At 61.2% G+C, this 307-nt stretch carries 1 pseudogene; it reads right to left on the minus strand.

The annotated features are described in order from the left end of the window. Nucleotides 1-307: pseudogene (locus WH277_RS01770) on the minus strand (dTDP-4-amino-4,6-dideoxy-D-galactose acyltransferase); the annotation flags it as partial.

Raw genomic sequence — 307 nt, forward strand, 5'->3', positions numbered from 1 at the left:
GCATTTTCCACCCACTGCGCATAAAAACGCCCGCTGTCGCCCGGCGCATACCAGGGCGCGCGAAAACGGCTGTAGATGAACGCTTCTTCAGCCACCTGGCGCAGCGCGGGGATATGCTCAGCGCGGGCAATACGAATGCCCGTCGGGCGTTCAACAGGGGTGATGCCCAGCACGCAATCTGCCTCCCCTTCCACCAGGCGAAACCCCAAAGCGCTCAGGGCATCCAGTTCCGCACTCTGTTGCGCCAGCACTTTGACCTGCACCAGCGTATAGCTGTCGAGTTGCGCACTATCCAGCGGTGTATCAC

This window comes from Erwinia sp. MYb416 (genome assembly GCF_037479575.1).
GTDB lineage: Bacteria > Pseudomonadota > Gammaproteobacteria > Enterobacterales > Enterobacteriaceae > Erwinia > Erwinia rhapontici.